The sequence below is a fragment of the Klebsiella sp. LY genome (assembly GCF_004010915.1).
In the GTDB taxonomy this organism is placed as follows: Bacteria; Pseudomonadota; Gammaproteobacteria; order Enterobacterales; family Enterobacteriaceae; genus Klebsiella; species Klebsiella quasipneumoniae.
This window is the reverse complement of the sequence record NZ_CP022444.1, coordinates 1045821-1058632: the sequence shown is the minus strand read 5'-3', so window position 1 is coordinate 1058632 and position 12812 is coordinate 1045821. Positions and strand designations below refer to the sequence as shown.

16 protein-coding genes are annotated in these 12812 nt (G+C 57.3%); 9 read left to right on the top strand and 7 right to left on the bottom strand.

Going from position 1 to position 12812, the window contains the following annotated elements; translation table 11 throughout:
- Positions 1 to 23: 23 nt before the first annotated feature.
- Positions 24 to 185: a hypothetical protein gene (locus CE636_RS28610; RefSeq protein ID WP_004140952.1), complete on the bottom strand. Its 162-nt coding sequence runs from the start codon at positions 183 to 185 to the stop codon at positions 24 to 26.
- Positions 186 to 225: 40 nt separating this feature from the next.
- On the opposite strand from CE636_RS28610, the gene argT reads away from it, so the two are divergent.
- From argT to hisP, 5 genes are all read left to right on the top strand, one after another.
- Positions 226 to 1008: a lysine/arginine/ornithine ABC transporter substrate-binding protein ArgT gene (gene argT / locus CE636_RS07885; protein ID WP_004180753.1), complete on the top strand. Its 783-nt coding sequence runs from the start codon at positions 226 to 228 to the stop codon at positions 1006 to 1008.
- Positions 1009 to 1275: 267 nt separating this feature from the next.
- Positions 1276 to 2058: a histidine ABC transporter substrate-binding protein HisJ gene (gene hisJ / locus CE636_RS07880; RefSeq protein WP_002913209.1), complete on the top strand. Its 783-nt coding sequence runs from the start codon at positions 1276 to 1278 to the stop codon at positions 2056 to 2058.
- Positions 2059 to 2124: 66 nt separating this feature from the next.
- Positions 2125 to 2811: a histidine ABC transporter permease HisQ gene (locus CE636_RS07875; RefSeq protein WP_004201769.1), complete on the top strand. Its 687-nt coding sequence runs from the start codon at positions 2125 to 2127 to the stop codon at positions 2809 to 2811.
- Positions 2808 to 3524 (top strand): histidine ABC transporter permease HisM, encoded by a 717-nt coding sequence (gene hisM / locus CE636_RS07870; RefSeq protein WP_002913207.1) that lies wholly within the window; start codon positions 2808 to 2810, stop codon positions 3522 to 3524. Before CE636_RS07875 ends, hisM begins: the two co-directional genes overlap by 4 nt.
- 7 nt (positions 3525 to 3531) lie before the next feature.
- Positions 3532 to 4305, top strand: coding sequence for a histidine ABC transporter ATP-binding protein HisP (gene hisP, locus CE636_RS07865; RefSeq protein ID WP_002913206.1), 774 nt, complete (start codon positions 3532 to 3534; stop codon positions 4303 to 4305).
- A gap of 5 nt (positions 4306 to 4310) precedes the next feature.
- Here the strand turns inward: hisP and CE636_RS07860 are convergent, their stop codons facing one another.
- The gene (locus CE636_RS07860) at positions 4311 to 4838 is read right to left on the bottom strand and encodes a GNAT family N-acetyltransferase (RefSeq protein ID WP_017899517.1); all 528 of its coding nucleotides are present in this window, start codon (positions 4836 to 4838) and stop codon (positions 4311 to 4313) included.
- Positions 4839 to 4957: 119 nt separating this feature from the next.
- On the opposite strand from CE636_RS07860, the gene CE636_RS28605 reads away from it, so the two are divergent.
- A complete protein-coding gene (locus tag CE636_RS28605) occupies positions 4958 to 5074 on the top strand; it encodes a hypothetical protein (protein ID WP_032425776.1) in 117 nt (38 codons plus the stop codon).
- On the opposite strand, the gene CE636_RS07855 is transcribed toward CE636_RS28605, so the two are convergent.
- The 3 genes from CE636_RS07855 to yfcG form a co-directional block, all read right to left on the bottom strand.
- Positions 5054 to 5947, bottom strand: a complete 894-nt coding sequence (locus CE636_RS07855) for a TIGR01777 family oxidoreductase (RefSeq protein ID WP_017899519.1) — start codon at positions 5945 to 5947, stop codon at positions 5054 to 5056. The two genes, CE636_RS28605 and CE636_RS07855, sit on opposite strands and share 21 nt — an antisense overlap.
- An 18-nt stretch (positions 5948 to 5965) precedes the next feature.
- Positions 5966 to 6328, bottom strand: a complete 363-nt coding sequence (gene folX, locus CE636_RS07850; RefSeq protein WP_002913200.1) for a dihydroneopterin triphosphate 2'-epimerase — start codon at positions 6326 to 6328, stop codon at positions 5966 to 5968.
- A gap of 65 nt (positions 6329 to 6393) precedes the next feature.
- Positions 6394 to 7023 carry a GSH-dependent disulfide bond oxidoreductase gene (gene yfcG, locus CE636_RS07845; protein ID WP_004201763.1) on the bottom strand — a complete coding sequence of 210 codons (630 nt, stop codon included), beginning with the start codon at positions 7021 to 7023 and terminating at the stop codon, positions 6394 to 6396.
- A 169-nt stretch (positions 7024 to 7192) separates the two neighbouring features.
- Here yfcG and yfcF point away from each other — a divergent pair, with 169 nt between their 5' ends.
- The 3 genes from yfcF to yfcD are packed head-to-tail and all read left to right on the top strand — an operon-like array spanning position 7193 to position 9054.
- On the top strand, positions 7193 to 7837 hold the full coding sequence (gene yfcF, locus CE636_RS07840; RefSeq protein ID WP_017899520.1) for a glutathione transferase: 645 nt from the start codon (positions 7193 to 7195) through the stop codon (positions 7835 to 7837).
- Between the two features lie 56 nt (positions 7838 to 7893).
- Positions 7894 to 8445: a phosphodiesterase gene (yfcE, locus tag CE636_RS07835; protein WP_004201761.1), complete on the top strand. Its 552-nt coding sequence runs from the start codon at positions 7894 to 7896 to the stop codon at positions 8443 to 8445.
- A 57-nt stretch (positions 8446 to 8502) separates the two neighbouring features.
- A complete protein-coding gene (gene yfcD, locus CE636_RS07830) occupies positions 8503 to 9054 on the top strand; it encodes an NUDIX hydrolase YfcD (RefSeq protein WP_017899521.1) in 552 nt (183 codons plus the stop codon).
- Positions 9055 to 9142: 88 nt separating this feature from the next.
- Here the strand turns inward: yfcD and pta are convergent, their stop codons facing one another.
- Together pta and ackA are read right to left on the bottom strand one after the other, a co-directional pair.
- Entirely contained in the window at positions 9143 to 11290 is a 2148-nt protein-coding gene (gene pta, locus CE636_RS07825) for a phosphate acetyltransferase (RefSeq protein WP_004201759.1), read from the bottom strand.
- A 190-nt stretch (positions 11291 to 11480) separates the two neighbouring features.
- Positions 11481 to 12683 (bottom strand): acetate kinase, encoded by a 1203-nt coding sequence (ackA, locus tag CE636_RS07820; protein ID WP_004201756.1) that lies wholly within the window; start codon positions 12681 to 12683, stop codon positions 11481 to 11483.
- Positions 12684 to 12812: the final 129 nt, after the last annotated feature.

Here is a 12812-nt window from a genome sequence, read left to right as displayed (position 1 = left end):
CGTCCCGATCAAATCCTCGACATTTATTTCGTCTTTTTGCGCTCAGGCGCTGCGGTTTCGCCAGTAATGCTGGTATCTTCCCTTTTAAGACAATCCTGCAACTTTATTTTAACAAATTTAACCCTGTTCCCGGCACGCACCGGGAAGATGGCACAAAAACTGCAGGATTGATCGGCAATCACCATAACAAGCAACGCACCACATCACGACACTTAAGGGTACTGTATGAAGAAGACGATTCTGGCTCTCTCTTTACTCGTGGGAATGAGCAGCACGGCCAGTGTGTTTGCTGCTCTGCCGCAGAGCATTCGTATTGGCACTGACGCGACCTATGCGCCCTTTTCGTCGAAAGACGCGAAAGGGGACTTTGTTGGCTTTGATATCGATTTAGGCAATGAACTGTGCTCCCGTATTAAGGTGAAATGTACCTGGGTCGGCAGTGATTTTGACTCCCTGATCCCCTCCCTCAAGGCGAAGAAAATTGACGCCATCATCTCCTCGCTCTCCATCACCGAGAAGCGCCAGCAAGAGATCGCCTTCTCTGACAAGCTTTATGCCGCCGACTCCCGGCTGATCGCGGCCAAAGGCTCGCCGATCCAGCCGACGCTGGAGGCGCTGAAAGGTAAGCACGTCGGCGTGCTGCAGGGCTCCACGCAGGAAGCCTATGCTAACGATCGCTGGCGCAGCCAGGGCGTTGACGTGGTGGCATATCAGAACCAGGACCTGATCTATTCCGACCTCTCCGCTGGTCGTCTGGATGCGGCGCTGCAGGATGAAGTCGCCGCCAGCGAAGGCTTCCTGAAGCAGCCTGCCGGGAAAGATTTCGCCTTTGCCGGCCCGTCCGTTAAAGACAAAAAGTACTTTGGCGACGGCACCGGTATCGGCCTGCGTAAGGACGACGCCGAGCTGAAAGCCGCGTTTGATAAAGCGCTGGGCGAGATGCGCAAAGACGGCACCTACGACAAAATGGCGAAGAAATACTTCGATTTTAACGTCTACGGCGACTAAGACTGCCGCAGGCCCGCGCTATCGGGTGGGCCTGCCGCCATGCTCGTGTAAAAGCCCTGAAAAGGTGCATCGCCAGACGCTGTGGATCATTTTAGTGCAAAGGCAGGCGCTTTTGCGGCTAAAAAATGCATAGTTAAGCGTTTGTGATGCAAAAAAATGGCCTTTCTGGTGCATAAATCTTTGCCCTCAAGGGGCGAATAATGGCACGATAACTGGTGTTAATAGTTCTAATAAACCCGTTAGAATGACAGTCTGTCGAGGATAGTTATGAAAAAACTGGCGTTGTCTCTCTCTTTAGCGCTGGCCCTTTCCAGCGTTTCCACGGTCTTTGCCGCTATTCCGCAAAAAATTCGTATCGGTACCGATCCGACTTATGCTCCCTTCGAATCGAAGAATGCGCAGGGGGAATTGGTGGGTTTTGATATCGATCTGGCAAAAGAGCTGTGTAAGCGTATTAATACCCAATGTACCTTTGTGGAAAACCCGCTGGATGCGCTGATCCCCTCTTTAAAAGCGAAGAAAATCGACGCGATTATGTCTTCGCTGTCGATTACCGAAAAGCGTCAGCAGGAAATCGCTTTCACCGACAAACTGTATGCGGCTGATTCGCGTCTGGTGGTGAAAAAGGGCAGCCCGGTAACGCCGGATCTTGCCACCCTGAAGGGTAAGCGCGTGGGCGTGCTGCAGGGTACGACGCAGGAAACTTATGGTAATGAGCACTGGGCGCCGAAAGGTATCGAAATTGTCTCCTATCAGGGGCAGGACAATATCTATTCCGACCTGACCGCCGGCCGTATTGACGCCGCTTTCCAGGATGAGGTCGCGGCCAGCGAAGGGTTCCTGAAACAGCCTATCGGTAAAGATTATCAGTTTGGCGGTCCGTCGATTAAGGACGAAAAGCTGTTCGGCGTCGGCACCGGTATGGGGCTGCGTAAGGAAGACAACGAACTGCGCGAAGCGCTGAATAAAGCGTTTGCAGAGATGCGTAAGGACGGCACCTACGACAAGCTGGCGAAAAAATATTTCGATTTTAACGTATACGGCGAATAATTCTCACGCCTCACCATTGCGCGTCCGATTCACGCGCAATGGTGGATGACAGACAGGGTAGGCAGCATGCTGTATGGGTTTTCACAGGTTATTTTGCAGGGTGCGCTTGTCACCCTGGAGCTTGCGCTCAGCTCGGTCGTTCTCGCCGTCCTGATTGGGCTAGCGGGCGCTGGCGCAAAGCTATCGAGCAATCGTCCTCTGGCGCTGGTATTTGAAGGCTATACCACACTGATCCGCGGCGTCCCCGACCTGGTGCTGATGCTGTTGATTTTCTACGGCCTGCAGATTGCGCTTAACAGCGTTACCGACGCGCTGGGCATGGCGCAGTTTGATATTGACCCGATGATCGCCGGGATTATTACCCTTGGCTTTATCTATGGCGCCTATTTTACGGAAACCTTCCGCGGCGCCTACCTGGCGGTGCCGAAGGGGCATATCGAAGCGGCCACCGCCTTTGGCTTCAGCGGCGGGCAGACGTTCCGGCGCATCCTGTTCCCGGCGATGATGCGCTACGCGCTGCCGGGGATCGGCAACAACTGGCAGGTTATCCTCAAGGCGACGGCGCTGGTCTCGCTGCTGGGGCTGGAGGATGTGGTCAAAGCCACGCAGCTGGCGGGCAAAAGCACCTGGCAGCCGTTCTACTTCGCCATCGTCTGCGGCCTGATTTATCTGGTATTTACCACCCTTTCTAATGGCGTACTGCTGCTGCTCGAACGCCGCTATACCGTTGGCGTCAAGAGGGCTGACCTGTGATTGAAATTATTCAGGAATACTGGAAATCCCTGCTGTGGACCGACGGCTATCGCTTTACCGGCGTGGCGATTACCTTATGGTTGCTGATCTCTTCGGTGGTCATGGGGGGCATCCTGGCGGTCTTTCTGGCAATCGGCCGCGTTTCGAGCAATAAGTTCATCCAGTTTCCCATCTGGCTGTTTACTTACATATTTCGCGGCACGCCGCTGTATGTGCAGCTGTTGGTCTTTTACTCCGGTATGTACACCCTGGAAATCGTCAAAGGCACTGAACTGCTGAACGCCTTTTTCCGCAGCGGGCTAAACTGTACGGTGCTGGCGCTGACCCTGAACACCTGCGCTTATACCACCGAAATTTTCGCCGGCGCGATCCGCTCGGTACCGGCGGGCGAAATTGAAGCGGCGCGGGCCTACGGCTTCTCTTCGGTCAAACTGTACCGCTGCATCATCCTGCCTTCCGCGCTGCGGATTGCGCTGCCGGCCTACAGTAACGAAGTGATCCTGATGCTGCACTCGACGGCGCTGGCGTTTACCGCTACGGTGCCGGATCTGCTGAAAATCGCCCGCGATATCAACTCGGCCACCTATCAGCCGTTCACCGCCTTTGGCATCGCCGCGGTGCTCTATTTAATTATCTCGTATGTGCTGATTAGCTTGTTCCGCAAAGCGGAAAAGCGTTGGTTGCAGCATATCAAACCTTCTTCGACGCATTGAGAACGCCATGTCCGACAATAAATTAAACGTTATCGATCTGCATAAACGCTATGGGGAACACGAGGTGCTGAAGGGCGTCTCGCTGCAGGCGAAAGCCGGGGACGTTATCAGTATCATCGGTTCATCGGGTTCCGGGAAAAGTACCTTTCTACGCTGTATTAACTTCCTTGAAAAACCGAGCGAAGGCACGATCGTCGTCAGCGGCCAGAATATTGGCCTGGTACGGGACAAAGACGGTCAGCTGAAGGTGGCCGACAAGAACCAGCTGCGCCTGCTGCGCACCCGGTTGACCATGGTGTTTCAGCATTTCAATCTGTGGAGCCATATGACGGTGCTGGAGAACGTCATGGAGGCGCCGATTCAGGTGCTGGGCTTAAGCAAACAGGAAGCGCGCGAACGGGCGGTAAAATACCTGGCCAAGGTCGGGATAGACGAACGTCAGCAGGCGAAATACCCGGTGCATCTTTCCGGCGGCCAGCAGCAGCGTGTCTCTATTGCCCGCGCGCTGGCGATGGAGCCGGAAGTGCTGCTGTTCGATGAGCCGACCTCCGCGCTGGATCCGGAGCTGGTGGGCGAAGTGTTACGCATCATGCAGCAGTTGGCGGAAGAGGGGAAAACCATGGTGGTGGTGACCCACGAAATGGGCTTTGCCCGCCACGTCTCTTCGCATGTCATTTTCCTGCATCAGGGAAAAATCGAAGAGGAAGGGCATCCGGACGCGCTGTTCGGCGCGCCGAAAAGCCCGCGCCTGCAGCAGTTTCTGAAAGGTTCGCTGAAATAAACGGCTTACCCGGCGTCTGCGGGCGCCGGGTGGGATTCACGCTCCAGCCGGTAAATCCAGTCATCGTAATCGACGCCGTTCAGATGATAGGCTTTCTCCAGCACCTGCGTGCGCACAAAGCCTTGCTTCTCCAGCAGGCGCGATGATCCACGATTCTCTCCCAACACCCAGGCATTGATGGCCTGTACCCCCAGCGTGCTGAAACCATAATCGCAGATCGCCCGCAGCGCTTCGCTGGCATAGCCTTTTCCCTGAGCCTCGGGCAGCAGCGCATAGCCGACGTCGGCCTCGTGCGGATTTTTAGGGCTGATGCGAAGCCCAATATCGCCCAGCGCATCGCCGCGCTTATTACGCAGAACATACACGCCGGGATCGGCGCAGCGACTGGCGAACACGCTGCGCAACGCCTCCTCGCTTAACACTTCGCCCATAAAACGCATCACCTGCGGATCCTGGCGCAGGCGCAGAAAAAAGGGCCAGTCATCGGTAACAAAGCGGGTAAGCGAAAGGCGAGGCGTGGTGATGGTCGTCATAAAGCAGTCAATTCGAAGAAGGAAAGGCCTACCTTAGCACTTTGCTTCGCCAGGTAACACCGGCGAACCGGCCGGCTGGCGATGAACTCAGGCGCTTCAGGGCGCTGGCTGTCCGGGATATGGCGATGCTGCAGCGCCAGGCTGAGGCCATCCAGGCGTGGAGCATGAGCCAGCAGAATGGAATCAGGGGAGCCAATGCTCCCCTGTGTCAGCCATTAACTCAGCACATCCTTTAGCGCTTCGTCGAGATCGTACCAGCGGAAGGCGAAGCCGGCGGCTTCCAGTCGCTTAGGCAGCGCGCGCTGGCCGCCGAGCACCAGCACAGCGGATTCGCCCATCAGCAGGCGGATGGCGGCGGCGGGAACGCGGAAAATCGCCGGTCGATTGAGCGCATGACCCAGCGCGTGGGCGAACTGCTCGTTATGCACGGGATAGGGCGAAACCATATTGAATGGGCCGCGCAGATCGTTATCCAGCAGCCACAGAATGCCGTTAACCATATCGTCGATATGGATCCAGGCCAGGTACTGTCTGCCGCTGCCGATAGGCCCACCGAGGCCGAGCTTAAAGGCCGGGGTCATTTTGCCAAGAATACCGCCCCGCGGCGCCAGTACCACGCCGGTGCGCAGCAGACAGACGCGGGTGCGCTCGCTTTGCGCTTCGCAGGCAATTTGCTCCCAGCGGGCGCAGAGCTTATGGGTAAACTCATTGTGCGGCGGCTCTTCTTCAGTCACCACCACTTCGCCGAGGTCGCCGTAATAGCCGGTGGCTGACCCGCTGATCAGCACGGAGGGAGGGGTGTCGCTGGCGTGGATCAAGCCCACCAGCCGCTGAGTGAGATCCCAGCGACTATGGCATAAGCGCTGTTTCTGCTCGGCGGTCCAGCGTTTATCGGCGATGGGCTCGCCCGCCAGATTGATGACGGCATCGATGTCATTGAGGTGGTGATGGCCCTCGAAATCGCGCCACAGCGTGACGCGCGGATCGAGACGGGCGCGGGCGGTATCCGGATGTCGGGTGGAGACCGTGACGCTATGCCCAAGCTCCAGCAGTCTGGGTATCAGATGTCGGCCAATCAGGCCGGTACCACCAGTAAGCAGGATCTTCATACCACCTCCCTGACATGGTTAGCGCCGCCAGCTCATGGTCATGGATACCGAGTCGGCATAGCGCAGCGCGTGAAGTTTATCGATCTCCACTTCAGCATATGTGACCCAGTGATGTTCGCATGCGATATTCAGCACATCCTGAGTTAATTTTTCCAGCAGCGAGAAACGACCATTCTCAAGATGGCTAATGATGCGTTTGGTAATGGTGCGGTAGTTCAACGCATCATTAATGTCCTCGCTGTCGCGCGCTTTATCGGCAGGGTAGTGAATGGCCACATTCACTACCACATCCTGGCGGTTGGCGATCTCTTCCTCTTTAATACCAATAAAAGTACGCAGGCGCAGGTTCTTAATACGAATAATGGCGTCTGGTTGAGACATTGCAGGCTTCCTCCGTGGTTTAAGTCCTGCAATCATACAACAAAGCGCGACGGGCGAGCAGGGGGTTAATAAGGCTGAATTTTTAGCATCGCTTCCACCGTCGCCGGCCGCTGCTTAATGCGCTCATACCAGTTATGCACCGCCGGATAGTTCGCCAGATCGATCCGCTGGCGGACATGGCAGTTCACCCAGGGCCAGGCGGCGATGTCGGCGATGCTGTAGTGGTCCCCGCCCAGCCACGGGCTGGATCCCAGGCGATGATTCAGTACCCCATAGAGTCGCTGGGTTTCCACCTGAAAACGCTCAATCGCGTAGGGCACGGTTTGCGGCGCTGAGTGGGAAAAATGCTGATTTTGCCCCAGCATCGGCCCCAGGCCGCCGACCTGCCAGAACAGCCACTGCAGGGTGGTATAGCGCGCCCGCAGCTCCCCGCTCAGCAGCTTGCCGCTTTTTTCCGCCAGATAGAGCAGGATGGCGCCGGACTCGAAGACGCTCAACGGCGCGCCGCCGTCGGCAGGCATGTGGTCGACGATAGCTGGAATTTTGTTATTCGGCGAAATCGCCAGAAACTGCGGATGAAACTGCTCCCCTTTGCCAATATCGACCCGAATTAGCCGATAGGCCAGCTGCGCCTCTTCGAGAAACAGGGTGATTTTGTGGCCGTTTGGGGTGGGTGCATAGTAGAGATCGATCATAATATTTCCCGCCGTCGTGGGTCGCAAACTGATCGAGTATAGGTGAAGCTGCGCGACCCGGGAAAAAATCCGCGAGCGGGGCGCCAGCCACGCAGCGGACGAGCAGTGACATCGCCGGTAAGACAGGCTATGTTGGTTTATTGCCCTGTCTACCAACCCTGAGGAAGTTATGAGCCAGCCTGTGATTACCCTGTGGTCCGATGCCGATTTTTTCTCACCGTACGTGATGTCTGTTTATGTCGCGCTGCAGGAAAAGAGCCTGCCTTTTAGCCTTAAAACCATCGACCTGGGCAGCGGCGAACATCTGCAGGCCGGCTGGACGGGCTATACTGCCACCCGTCGCGTACCGCTGCTGGAGGTTGACGATTTCGCGCTGAGCGAGTCTTCGGCGATTACCGAATATCTGGATGAGCGTTTCGCGCCGCCTGAGTGGGAGCGCCTTTATCCACACGATCTGCAAAAGCGGGCCCGCGCTCGGCAGATCCAGGCCTGGCTACGCAGCGATCTGGTGCCCATTCGTGAAGAGCGATCCACCGCCGTGGTGTTTGGCGGGGTGAAAATGCCGGCGCTCAGCGAGGCAGGCAAGCGGTCGGCGGAAAAACTGTTTGCCACCGCTACCACGCTGCTGGCCCACGGCGGGCAAAATTTATTCGGCGAATGGTCTATTGCCGATGCCGACCTGGCGCTGATGCTCAATCGTCTGGTTCTCAATGGCGATGAGGTGCCGGAGGCGCTGGCGGATTATGCGACTTTCCAGTGGCAGCGGGGCTCAATCCAGCGTTACGCGGCGCTTTCCGCCAAACGCGGAGGCTGATAACCCGCCGCGCTTCCGCTATCATAGAGGCATCGTAACCAGTGGAGATGGAACCTATGAAGCTGATGTTTGCCTCCGATATTCATGGTTCGCTACCTGCGACGGAACGCGTGCTTGAGCGGTTCGCGCAAAGTGGCGCCAGGTGGCTGATCATCCTCGGCGATGTGCTTAATCACGGGCCACGCAACGCGCTGCCGGAAGGCTATGCGCCGGCGGAGGTGGCCGAGCGGCTGAACAGCGTGGCGGAGCGCATCATTGCGGTTCGCGGTAACTGCGACAGCGAAGTGGATCAAATGCTGCTTCGTTTTCCCATGACCGCGCCCTGGCAGCAGGTGCTTGGCGAAGGCTACCGCCTGTTTCTGACCCACGGTCATCTTTATAGCCCGGACAATTTGCCGCCACTTGCCGCTGGCGATGTCCTGGCGTATGGCCATACTCATATTCCGGTTGCTGAAAAACGCGGGGCGTTCTCTCTGTTTAATCCAGGCTCAGTGAGTATCCCAAAAGGGGGATATTCCGCCAGCTATGGGCTACTGGATGAGGGGCGTCTGCAGGTTTTAGCACTCAATGATAATCAGGTTATTGCAGAGGTCGCAATTTACCCGTAATTTAGCCCTCAATCATAAAGACGCGCCGCAAGAGCGCTTTTAAAGTAAGGTTTCCTGATGGCGGAACAGAATCATTTGGCAAGCACAGAATGGGTCGATATTGTTAATGAAAACAATGAGGTGATAGCACAGTCCAGCCGCGAGCAGATGCGCGCGCAGTGCCTGCGCCACCGGGCGACCTATATCGTCGTTCACGACGGAATGGGGAAAATTCTGGTGCAGCGACGCACCGAGACAAAAGACTTTCATCCGGGCATGCTGGATGCCACCGCCGGCGGCGTCGTGCAGGCTGATGAGCAGCTGCTGGAGTCGGCCCGTCGCGAGGCAGAAGAGGAGTTAGGCATCGCCGGGGTGCCGTTTGCCGATCACGGCCAGTTCTACTACGAAGATAAATTCTGCCGCGTCTGGGGAAGCCTGTTCAGCTGCGTCTCCCACGGGCCGTTTGCCCTGCAGGAAGAGGAGGTGAGCGAGGTGTGCTGGTTAACGCCGGAAGAGATCACCGCCCGCTGCGATGAGTTCACGCCCGACTCGCTGAAAGCGCTGGCGCTGTGGATGACCCGTAACGCCGGCAACGAGTATGATGACGAGGAAGAGAGCGAGCGCGAATAAACGCGCTAACGCGTGGCAGCAACTGCTGTTCGCCTCCTGACAAAAAAGGCAGCCATCTGGCTGCCTTTTGCTTTCTCTCAGCGGGCGATTACTTCTGCTGCTGAGCTGACTGGATCGCGGTCAGTGCGATGGTGTAGACGATATCGTCAACCAGCGCGCCACGAGACAGATCGTTGACCGGCTTGCGCATACCCTGCAGCATCGGCCCGATGGAGATCAGGTCGGCAGAGCGCTGTACCGCTTTGTAAGTGGTGTTACCGGTGTTCAGATCCGGGAAGATGAACACGGTCGCGCGGCCAGCTACCGGCGAGTTCGGCGCTTTGGATTTCGCGACGTCAGCCATCACCGCGGCGTCATACTGCAGCGGGCCGTCGATCATCAGGTCAGGACGTTTTTCCTGCGCCAGACGGGTCGCTTCGCGGACTTTTTCTACATCGCTACCCGCGCCGGAAGTACCGGTGGAGTAGGAGAGCATCGCCACGCGCGGTTCGATGCCGAAGGCAATCGCGGAGTCAGCGGACTGAATCGCGATTTCCGCCAGCTGCTCTGCGGTCGGATCCGGGTTGATCGCGCAGTCGCCGTAAACATAAACTTGTTCCGGCAGCAGCATGAAGAACACGGAAGAGACCAGCGAGCTGCCCGGTGCGGTTTTGATCAGCTGCAGCGGCGGACGAATGGTGTTGGCGGTGGTGTGTACCGCGCCGGACACCAGGCCATCGACTTCGTCCTGTTCCAGCATCAGGGTGCCGAGAACCACGTTATCTTCCAGCTGCTCGCGGGCGACGGCTTCGGTCATGCCCTTGTTCTTACGCAGTTCGACCAGGCGAGCCACGTAGCTTTCGCGCACCACTTCCGGGTCGACGATTTCGATACCGGCGCCCAGCTCAACGCCCTGCGCTGCTGCAACGCGGTTAATCTCATCCGGGTTGCCCAGCAGCACACAGGTGGCGATCCCGCGTTCGGCGCAGATGGCTGCGGCTTTCACGGTACGCGGCTCGTCGCCTTCCGGCAGAACGACGCGTTTGCCGGCTTTGCGCGCCAGCTCGGTCAGCTGGTAGCGGAAGGCTGGCGGAGAGAGACGACGGCTGCGCTCGGAGGTCGCGGTCAGCGATTCGATCCAGTCGGCGTTGATGTAGTTGGCAACGTATTCCTGAACTTTCTCAATGCGCTCGTGATCGTCAACCGGTACTTCCAGGTTGAAGCTCTGCAGGCTCAGGGAGGTCTGCCAGGTGTTGGTGTTGACCATAAACACCGGCAGGCCGGTGGCGAAGGCGCGTTCGCACAGCTTGCTGATGCGCGCGTCCATTTCATAGCCGCCGGTCAGCAGGATGGCGCCGATTTCCACGCCGTTCATCGCTGCCAGGCAGGCGGCAACCAGCACGTCAGGACGATCTGCGGAAGTAACCAGCAGCGAACCTGCGCGGAAGTGCTCCAGCATGTGCGGGATGCTGCGCGCGCAGAAGGTCACGGATTTCACGCGGCGGGTGTTGATATCGCCTTCGTTGATGATGGTCGCATTCAGGTGATGGGCCATGTCGATCGCACGGGTGGCGATCAGATCGAAGCTCCACGGTACGGCGCCCAGCACCGGCAGCGCGCTGCCTTTTTGCAGCTGAGCCGGGTCGATCTTCACGACTTTCGCTTTGGATGAGTCGTCGAAAATTTCCGACAGGTCAGGACGGGTACGGCCCTGCTCGTCGACCGGCGCGTTCAGTTTGTTGATGATAACGCCGGTGATGCTGGTGTTTTTCGCGCCGCCAAAGCTGTTACGGGTCAGTTCAATACGCTCGTTCAGCTGTTCTGGCGTATCGGTGCCTTGCGACATGACGAAGACGATTTCCGCGTTCAGGGTTTTGGCTATTTCAAAGTTCAGCGCCTGGGCGAACTGATGCTTACGGGTCGGCACCAGGCCTTCCACCAGCACCACTTCCGCGTCCTGGGTGTTCGCGTGATAGTTGGCGATGATCTCTTCCATCAGCACATCTTTCTGATTGCTGGAGAGCAGAGATTCAACGTGGTTCATCTTCAGCGGTTCAGCAGCGGTGGTGGTGGAGGAGCTGGCGCGAACGATGGTGGTGGTCTGGTCCGGGGCATCGCCGCCGGAGCGCGGCTGGGCGATAGGTTTAAAGACGCTCAGACGAACGCCTTTGCGTTCCATAGCGCGGATCACACCGAGGCTGACGCTGGTCAGACCTACGCTGGTACCGGTAGGAATTAACATGATAGTACGGGACACGGTATATCCTCTTTCGTTACCGCCAGTATCAGGCGGGATACAAAACAGCACCACCAGCGACCCGTCATACTCCACGTTGCACGTGCGTTGGCTCTACTTGCTCACCCCGGTCGCGTATGCGCCGGGGATCTGCTGTGTCGCCGCCTTCCTGCAGCGCGAAGTATTGCGGGTCAGGGCTGGCGGTGTGGAATTATGCGGTCAGACGGCTGGCGTCTTGCGCGATGACCAGCTCTTCGTTGGTCGGGATAACCACGGCAGGACGGGTGCCTTCTTTGTTGATGAAGCCAGACTTGCCGAAGCGGGCAGCCAGGTTACGCTCATGGTCAACTTCGAAGCCCAGTACGCCCAGTTTGCCCAGCGACAGCTCACGCACCATCGCGGCGTTTTCACCAATGCCACCGGTGAAGACCACGGCGTCGAGACGGCCGTCCATCAGCGCGGTGTAGGAGCCGATGTATTTCGCCAGGCGGTGGCAGTAGACGTCCATCGCGCGTTTAGCGTCGGCTTTTTCCTGGTAGTTGTCTTCCACGTAGCGGCAGTCGCTGGTGACTTCGGTCAGGCCCAGCAGGCCGGACTCTTTGGTCAGCATTTTGTTGATGGCGTCAACGCTCATGCCCAGGGTGTCGTGCAGATGGAAGATGATTGCCGGATCGATATCGCCGGAGCGGGTACCCATCACCAGGCCTTCCAGCGGGGTCAGACCCATGGAGGTGTCAACGCATTTGCCGTTACGAATAGCGGAAACCGAACCACCGTTGCCAAGGTGGCAGGTGATGATGTTCAGCTCTTCAACCGGCTTGTTCAGGATCTTAGCGGCTTCCTGAGTCACGTAGAAGTGGCTGGTGCCGTGTGCGCCGTAACGACGAACGCCGTGCTCTTTGTACAGGCTGTACGGCAGGGCGTAGAGATAGGATTCTTCCGGCATGGTCTGGTGGAACGCCGTATCGAATACTGCCACGTTTTTGTCTTTCAGGTGCGGGAAGGATTTCAGCGCTTCAGCGATGCCGATCAGATGTGCCGGATTGTGCAGCGGTGCGAAGGACGCCGCGTCTTTAATGCCCTGAATCACGGACTCGTCGATGACGACGGAGCTGGTGTATTTTTCACCGCCGTGGACGATACGGTGGCCAATTGCGGTCAGCTGAGCAGACAGTTCTGGTTTTTGTGCCAGAATAGTGTTAACGATAAAGTTCAGTGCTTCGCTGTGCGCGGCGCCCGCGCCTAATTCGGCTTCTTGTTTGCCGCCGTCAATTTTCCATTTGATACGGGCTTCTGGCAGGTGGAAGCATTCCGCTAAACCGGACAGGTATTCGTCGCCGTTAACGGCGTCAAGGATAGCAAATTTCAGAGAGGAGCTACCGCAGTTCAGAACCAGTACTAACTTACTCGACATGGAAGTACCTTTTTATGATACGTGGCTAAAAAAACGTCAGTGTGTCATTAGCGTAGCGCAGGATGACCTCGACATTTATGATTAACATCATGCCTTGTTCTGTTTTCAGGCACGATGAGATAAGTACAT

Excerpts from the sequence above, each read along its gene's own strand:
- CE636_RS07875 (WP_004201769.1), top strand. The coding sequence starts at position 2,125 with ATGCTGTATGGGTTTTCACAGGTTATTTTGCAGGGTGCGCTTGTCACC.
- yfcG (WP_004201763.1), bottom strand. The coding sequence starts at position 7,023 with ATGATCGATCTCTACTATGCACCCACCCCAAACGGCCACAAAATCACC.
- CE636_RS07860 (WP_017899517.1), bottom strand. The coding sequence starts at position 4,838 with ATGACGACCATCACCACGCCTCGCCTTTCGCTTACCCGCTTTGTTACC.
- hisP (WP_002913206.1), top strand. The coding sequence starts at position 3,532 with ATGTCCGACAATAAATTAAACGTTATCGATCTGCATAAACGCTATGGG.
- argT (WP_004180753.1), top strand. The coding sequence starts at position 226 with ATGAAGAAGACGATTCTGGCTCTCTCTTTACTCGTGGGAATGAGCAGC.
- CE636_RS28605 (WP_032425776.1), top strand. The coding sequence starts at position 4,958 with ATGGCGATGCTGCAGCGCCAGGCTGAGGCCATCCAGGCGTGGAGCATG.
- yfcE (WP_004201761.1), top strand. The coding sequence starts at position 7,894 with ATGAAGCTGATGTTTGCCTCCGATATTCATGGTTCGCTACCTGCGACG.
- CE636_RS28610 (WP_004140952.1), bottom strand. The coding sequence starts at position 185 with ATGGTGATTGCCGATCAATCCTGCAGTTTTTGTGCCATCTTCCCGGTG.
- yfcF (WP_017899520.1), top strand. The coding sequence starts at position 7,193 with ATGAGCCAGCCTGTGATTACCCTGTGGTCCGATGCCGATTTTTTCTCA.
- yfcD (WP_017899521.1), top strand. The coding sequence starts at position 8,503 with ATGGCGGAACAGAATCATTTGGCAAGCACAGAATGGGTCGATATTGTT.
- folX (WP_002913200.1), bottom strand. The coding sequence starts at position 6,328 with ATGTCTCAACCAGACGCCATTATTCGTATTAAGAACCTGCGCCTGCGT.
- hisJ (WP_002913209.1), top strand. The coding sequence starts at position 1,276 with ATGAAAAAACTGGCGTTGTCTCTCTCTTTAGCGCTGGCCCTTTCCAGC.
- CE636_RS07855 (WP_017899519.1), bottom strand. The coding sequence starts at position 5,947 with ATGAAGATCCTGCTTACTGGTGGTACCGGCCTGATTGGCCGACATCTG.
- ackA (WP_004201756.1), bottom strand. The coding sequence starts at position 12,683 with ATGTCGAGTAAGTTAGTACTGGTTCTGAACTGCGGTAGCTCCTCTCTG.